Source organism: Glaesserella parasuis (assembly GCF_002015085.1).
GTDB classification, from domain to species: Bacteria; Pseudomonadota; Gammaproteobacteria; order Enterobacterales; family Pasteurellaceae; genus Glaesserella; species Glaesserella parasuis.
This window is the reverse complement of the sequence record NZ_MUXW01000063.1, coordinates 1-6,152: the sequence shown is the minus strand read 5'-3', so window position 1 is coordinate 6,152 and position 6,152 is coordinate 1. Positions and strand designations below refer to the sequence as shown.

Genomic DNA, 6,152 nt, shown 5'->3' with positions numbered 1-6,152 from the left:
ATATTCTATTGTTTCGCATAATGTAATGTTTTGTTAAATATAAAAGGAATAAAAATGATTGAATTCTTGAAATTAACAGCAGCATCTTTTGTTGGAAGTTCATTAGCATTATCTATTCTGCTTTATATTTTTTGGTAGTGAACATTATATATGGATGAAAATGAAGAAGTTATAGTTACAGCACAAATTTGTTCTTCCAGTAATAATTTAGAAGAAACTATTTATAGTTGTAATAAATCAGTTTTGAAGGTGCCAAAAGCTGAAATAAGAAAATTTCAATCAATGGAAACTTCAAAAGGGGAAGTGGTAGGAATTGAGTATTATCCTGAATTTTTTGCTGCTTCATTTACTATAACATTGCTCTTTTGGTTAATTGCTAAATTTGGTTGGTTAATCATTGAAACAATAAAAAGAGCTTAAAGGGAAATTAAATTATGTTTAAAAGTCTTAAAAAAACTTATCTTAAGTTAGGTTTAGCAGTGTCAAGCTTAGGTATGTCTGGTTTAGCTTTAGCGTCTGAACAGACTGTTGATTATTCTGCATTAACATCGAAAATTGATTTTTCTAGCGCAATGACAGCCGTATTGGGTGTTATTGCGTTGATTGTTGGTGCGTTAGTCACTTGGAAAGGTGGGCAATGGATTATTAAGGCTGTGCGTAATGCATAGAAGCTAAGGGGCAATATAGCCCCTTTTTTATTAAGGTATGAATATGATGTGGCAAATAATTTTTTTCTTATGGGGTTTACTATGTGCTTGGGCAGTAATTCGTGGTGTAGATGGTTAGGTTTTTCGATAATTTTATTATTAAGCCAATTTACATTGGCATCGGCATTGCCAAAAGAAGTTGAATCAGAAACAAAATTTAACAGAGTAATGAGTCAAACTGTATCAAACACTTTTGATAGATTATCTCGTTCTGCAAATAGTCAATTTTATGAATTAAGTAAATCTGTAAATGATGAATTATTCAACCAAAAAAAATTATCCGTTATTAAAAATATAGCTAAGACAAATTCCAGTGTAATTAAAGGTTTAGGGGGGTTATATCTTAAAAACCCTTTAGTCGGGGTAGCTATATCTTTTGGTTTTGGTACATTTTTAGATTATGCGTTAGAGAATAATGACACAGGTTATGCTATTGCAAAAAAAGATAATGAAGGGCGTTATTATGTTGATATTGATGATAAAGGGACAATAAAACGAATTTATATTGATGCAAATAATGTGAGTGAAGTACCTTATATTAAAAAGCCTGTTGTTGAAGATTATTATGTCACTGAGGAATGTAAAGGAGTAAGTGAGGATATTGTGTTATCTTGCATAAAAGAGAAATTAGTTCCTAAAGAAATTAAGAGATTTAATATTGGAGATTGGAAAGTAGGAGATATAAATTTAAGGAAAACAACTAAAAGAATAAGTCAGTCAGGAGATATTATTACTTATTCTTTCAATTATGATTATAGAGTTTGTTTAACAGATGATTCTTATTGTTCTAAAGAAAATCGTGATTTTTCATTTCAAATTCATAAAGAAAAAGCAAAAGGATTAAATACAGAAACAGGAATGATTGAAATAAAATCAGTTCCGTTAGATGAAGTTTTACCTGATGAGCAAGAAGTTATATCTACGAAAGAAGATATTGCAGATTTTATTCGCTCGGTATTGTCTGTAGGTGCAGAAAGTTTAACACCTGAAGAAAGACATTTAGTATCTAATATTTCGCCAGAAGATGTTGCTTCGACTGTACCTGAAGAAACCCCTAGTGTAACAGGAGCTGATTTTAAACGTTTTTCTTATTCTGATTCGATGTTAAAACCACATTTGAGAACAGAAAATCCATCTACATCATCCACAGAAATATCACATAATAAACCGGATGGAAGTGGTAATAGTGAACAAATTGAAGACTATTCAGAACTTGATTATCCCGGATTAGAAAACCCAACTGCACGACAGATTTTGCAACCCTTACAACAATTTTTCCCGAGCTTGCAACGATTGCGTATTCAAGGGCGTGGAGCAACTTGTCCTATTTGGTCATTTGAAGCCCTTGGCCACACTTATACAATAAGTAGCCATTGTGATTTAATCGAACAATACAGAAGCACATTATCTTCTTTATTTGTTGTAGTTTGGTCAATTGTTTCTCTTCGTAAATTATTAAGTGCATAGGATTAGAAAATGAGTGTTATCGTAAAACTATTAAGCGGTTTGTTGGAATTTTTATTTAAAGGCGTTGTGATTAAGTTTTTTATATTTTTTGGGTTATTCTATATCACTACTGAATTTATTCCGGTCATTATTGAATTATTCATTCCTAATGAATTTAATATGGATTTTCAATCATTATTAAATCAATTACCTAATGATATTTGGTATTTCTTAGAGTTATTTAAAGTTCCGTACGGGCTTTCTCTATATATCTCAGCAATGTTAGCTCGTTTTATTATTCGCAGAATTCCAGTAGTGGGGTAATTTTATGGCTATTTTAGCTTATGTAGGTATCCCAGGTAGTGGAAAAACATATGAAGTAGTTAGTTCTGTTATCCTTGAGCACTTTAAAAGAGGGCGAAGAATAATTAGTAACATTGAAGGTGTTACAGAGCAAAAACTTGTTGATTATTGTCTTTCAAAAGGCATAAAAGAGGAAACTTTAGGATGTTATATTAGTGTAACTGATGAGGAATGCCAGCAAGCAAATTTTTTCCCATATAAAGGAGCTGAGGAAACAGTCTGTCAAGCTGGTGATTTGATTTGTCTTGATGAGGTTTGGCGAATTTTTCCAAACGATAAAATTCATGAAAATCATCGTTCTTTTTTAGCCGAACATCGCCATTTTACGCACGCTGAAACCGGTGAATGTTGTGATTTAGTAGTTATCAACCAATCTATTTCTCAACTTCCTAGATTTATTAAAGATCGTATTGAAACAACTTATCAAATGTCAAAATTAACTGCTCTAGGTATGAGAAATCGTTATAGAGTAGATATTTTCACAGGAGCAAAAATAACAAAGACAAATAAAACACTTCAATTGCAGCGAAAATATGACAAGTCTATTTTCGGACTTTATAAAAGTTATGATGGAGATAATGGAAAAGAAAATGTAGTTGATGGCAGAGGGAATATTTTTAAATCTTTTACGTTCAAAGCAATGATTATTTTAATCATTATTTTATCAATTACGGGTTATCAGCTTTTTAGTAATTTCTTTTTTAAAGAAAAGGAAAGTGAAGAACAGAAAACCACAGAGAAATTAAGTGTTAATGATAAGCTTCCAACAAAAGTGATAGCACCTCAAGTGCTTGACCACCCTATCAAATTATCAAAAAAATGGCGAATTGCAGGCGAGTTACAGAGAAATGGTCAATCTTTTGTGGTGTTAATTGATATGCAGGGAAGATTAAGACTTGAACCCCGTAGAGTTTTTAATTTTAGTGGGCGAATGCTAGAAGGCAAGATTGATGATGAAATTGTTAATTATTATTCCGGAGAAGTAAAATGAACAAATTTAAGTTTATTATATCTTTGATGTTAATTTCTAATGTATATGCAAAAAATGTAGATTTTAAATTGGAAGCAGTTCCTTTACCCCGTGCTATATCAATGATTTATGATGATGTATTGCAAAAGCCGTATATGTTAGATCCCAAATTGGCTGGAGATACTCGTTTAATTAGCTTTCATGCGACCGAGCAGCAGGATTTTGAGCAATTTATACAACGTTATTTTAGTAATATGAGTATCAGCGTATCAGAGAAGAAAGGCGTTGTATATATTGGGCATATAGAGCCAAAACAGCCTAAAGTTGTAAAACGTAGTTATGTTTATACACCTGTTTATAGAGATGTTGAGTATCTAGCAGGATTTTTACAGGGAGAAGGGCAGGTTTCAGCAAGTGGCGATAAATTAGTTTATTATGGCGTATCTGAAGATATTGAGCGTATAAAAAGCGTATTGAAATCTGTTGATACTAAAAGCCGTGAAGTAGTTGTTACGGGGTATGTTTTTGAAGTACAAAACATAGAAAAAGAGGGAAGTGGTATCAATTTACTTGCTAAATTACTGTCAGGAAAACTAGGCATTAGTGTGGGCTATAAGCAAAATTATGAAAATTTCATTACTGTGAATGCAGGTAATTTAGATGCAATGTTTGAATTATTTAGAACAGATCAACGCTTTAGAGTTGTCAGCAGTCCAACATTGAGAGTAAAATCGGGTTCTAAAGGAAATTTTTCAGTTGGCTCAGATGTTCCTGTTTTATCAAATGTAATATATCAGGAGGGAAGACCTATTCAATCTATTGAGTATCGTTCAAGTGGTGTCATTTTTGACATTCAACCGACTATAAAAAATCAAGCGATTGATTTGAAAATTCAACAACAACTATCAAATTTCATCAAAACAGATACCGGTGTAAATAATAGCCCAACGTTGGTAAAGCGTGATCTGGTAACAGATGTTACGGTTAAAAGCGGTGATGTTATCGTTTTAGGTGGGTTAGCTGAAAATAAAATATCTAATGGCGAAACCGGTTTTTCATTGCTACCTAAAGGTTGGTTAAGTGGAAAATCAAATGAAAATACTAAAACAGATATTATAGTTCTTCTACAAGTAAAGGAAATTTAATATGTATGAGGAAAATTTAGATTATAAATTGTCATTAAATGAATTTAAGTCGCTTTTGTCAGATTTAGACAAACAAATAGATGAGAAATATAGAGAATCTTTTCATTGTGATGCTGTAAAATGGATTATAGAGTATTTAAAAGAAAAGAATACTTTACCTGCTCAAGATATACTAGAAGACAATGCAGATTATGACATTCATTATACAGATGGCGATTATTTGCATATTTTTAATGATGGTTCTGCAATAAGTATATATGATTTCGAAAAGTATATTCACATATCTCCTAAATCAGAAAATGTAGAAGATTATATGATATTTGGTATTGACTTCAATAATAAAATACCATTTGTTTTTTTATTGAAAGAACTTTTTATAAATAATCAAGAAAGAAAGCGATTATTACAAGAGAAGGAAGTTGAACTAAAGAAAACCATGAACAAATTTATGAAGTTAGAAATGAAAAAAACGAATCAAGGCAAAAAGAAAAAAAGAGAATTAAAAGAAAGAATAGATACACTTAGTTTAGAAATAGATAAATATATGAGATCTAGTTATGCAGAATATCTAGAAACTTTAAAATAACAAAAATAGCCATCCCCGCAAGAATGAGGAGATGGCTATTTTTGTTATTTATAGCTTATAGGAAACTCATTATGAAAAAGATGTTAATAGCTACATTATTTGCAACTATTAGTACTTCAGTATTAGCTGAACCAACCGTTTTTAAAATGGAACTAGGTAAAACAACAGAAACAGATGTAAAAGAAATGTATAACCTTGAACCGGAGGGTGTTAATAAATACAGCAAGGGTAATCAGTATTTTATTGATCCAACGCAATTAGATTTAGAAGATCTTAAATCAACGCTTATTATCTTTGATGAAAAAGGGGTATTGGTTTTTGTTGGTTCTGAGTTTAATTCTATATCTTCTATCGAGGATTCAAAAAACCGGTATAAAAAATTCGATTATTTATACAAAATACTAGCAAGCAAATATAAACTTGTAAAAAAAGAACGTCCATTTGTAGGCGATCAATATGCTAAATTTAAAGACGGTAATTCAGAAATCGAATTATCAGAACCACATATGGGTGGTTTTAAAATTAACTTGACTTATGCAAAAAAAGAATTCTTAGACGCATTCAAAAAGATACAGTCTGAAGATAAAAAACAAAAAACTAAAGATGAAGCATCATCGTTATAATTAAAAATTTTTAGCCACACATTACACTAGAACTTTATTGTTCGTATGCGTGTAATGTGTGGTTAAAAATTTGAACAACCAAAGCGATAGCGAGGGCGTTAGCAATGATAGATACAACTCTAGAAAAATTAAATGATAAAACAGAAAAAGCAATACGTGATGTTGAAACTGGTAATGTTCCAATAATCCCAGTTCCCTCTAATCTATCTGAGGCAGAATTTATAAAAATTTTAGAAAGAGAGTTGAGTAAGATAGATTGATTTTTTCATTAATTTACATGAAATAATTTCGCATAATGCCCTACAGGTTATG

Annotated in this window: 9 protein-coding genes; all 9 read left to right on the top strand. The window is 31.1% G+C overall.

The annotated features are described in order from the left end of the window. The first annotated feature begins 150 nt into the window (after positions 1 to 150). Positions 151 to 420 (top strand): hypothetical protein, encoded by a 270-nt coding sequence (locus tag B0183_RS11355; protein ID WP_202113585.1) that lies wholly within the window; start codon positions 151 to 153, stop codon positions 418 to 420. A 14-nt stretch (positions 421 to 434) separates the two neighbouring features. Then, positions 435 to 668: a hypothetical protein gene (locus tag B0183_RS11350; protein WP_075604599.1), complete on the top strand. Its 234-nt coding sequence runs from the start codon at positions 435 to 437 to the stop codon at positions 666 to 668. A 48-nt stretch (positions 669 to 716) separates the two neighbouring features. Further along, positions 717 to 2,174, top strand: a complete 1,458-nt coding sequence (locus B0183_RS11345; RefSeq protein ID WP_131826779.1) for a hypothetical protein — start codon at positions 717 to 719, stop codon at positions 2,172 to 2,174. 9 nt (positions 2,175 to 2,183) lie between these two features. Then, positions 2,184 to 2,477 carry a DUF2523 family protein gene (locus B0183_RS11340; RefSeq protein WP_078208819.1) on the top strand — a complete coding sequence of 98 codons (294 nt, stop codon included), beginning with the start codon at positions 2,184 to 2,186 and terminating at the stop codon, positions 2,475 to 2,477. 4 nt (positions 2,478 to 2,481) lie between these two features. After that, positions 2,482 to 3,507 (top strand): zonular occludens toxin family protein, encoded by a 1,026-nt coding sequence (locus B0183_RS11335; protein WP_078208818.1) that lies wholly within the window; start codon positions 2,482 to 2,484, stop codon positions 3,505 to 3,507. Continuing rightward, positions 3,504 to 4,631: a type II secretion system protein GspD gene (locus B0183_RS11330; RefSeq protein ID WP_078208817.1), complete on the top strand. Its 1,128-nt coding sequence runs from the start codon at positions 3,504 to 3,506 to the stop codon at positions 4,629 to 4,631. The genes B0183_RS11335 and B0183_RS11330 overlap by 4 nt, the downstream gene beginning before the upstream one ends. A 1-nt stretch (position 4,632) precedes the next feature. Then, complete coding sequence (locus tag B0183_RS11325) at positions 4,633 to 5,217, top strand: hypothetical protein (protein ID WP_078208816.1); 585 nt, start codon at positions 4,633 to 4,635, stop codon at positions 5,215 to 5,217. A 71-nt stretch (positions 5,218 to 5,288) separates the two neighbouring features. Beyond that, on the top strand, positions 5,289 to 5,840 hold the full coding sequence (locus B0183_RS11320; protein WP_231401402.1) for a hypothetical protein: 552 nt from the start codon (positions 5,289 to 5,291) through the stop codon (positions 5,838 to 5,840). A gap of 104 nt (positions 5,841 to 5,944) precedes the next feature. Continuing rightward, the gene (locus tag B0183_RS12395; RefSeq protein WP_158661816.1) at positions 5,945 to 6,100 is read left to right on the top strand and encodes a hypothetical protein; all 156 of its coding nucleotides are present in this window, start codon (positions 5,945 to 5,947) and stop codon (positions 6,098 to 6,100) included. Positions 6,101 to 6,152: the final 52 nt, after the last annotated feature.

Excerpts from the sequence above, each read along its gene's own strand:
- B0183_RS11335 (WP_078208818.1), top strand. The coding sequence starts at position 2,482 with ATGGCTATTTTAGCTTATGTAGGTATCCCAGGTAGTGGAAAAACATAT.
- B0183_RS12395 (WP_158661816.1), top strand. The coding sequence starts at position 5,945 with ATGATAGATACAACTCTAGAAAAATTAAATGATAAAACAGAAAAAGCA.
- B0183_RS11355 (WP_202113585.1), top strand. The coding sequence starts at position 151 with ATGGATGAAAATGAAGAAGTTATAGTTACAGCACAAATTTGTTCTTCC.
- B0183_RS11325 (WP_078208816.1), top strand. The coding sequence starts at position 4,633 with ATGTATGAGGAAAATTTAGATTATAAATTGTCATTAAATGAATTTAAG.
- B0183_RS11340 (WP_078208819.1), top strand. The coding sequence starts at position 2,184 with ATGAGTGTTATCGTAAAACTATTAAGCGGTTTGTTGGAATTTTTATTT.
- B0183_RS11320 (WP_231401402.1), top strand. The coding sequence starts at position 5,289 with ATGAAAAAGATGTTAATAGCTACATTATTTGCAACTATTAGTACTTCA.
- B0183_RS11330 (WP_078208817.1), top strand. The coding sequence starts at position 3,504 with ATGAACAAATTTAAGTTTATTATATCTTTGATGTTAATTTCTAATGTA.
- B0183_RS11350 (WP_075604599.1), top strand. The coding sequence starts at position 435 with ATGTTTAAAAGTCTTAAAAAAACTTATCTTAAGTTAGGTTTAGCAGTG.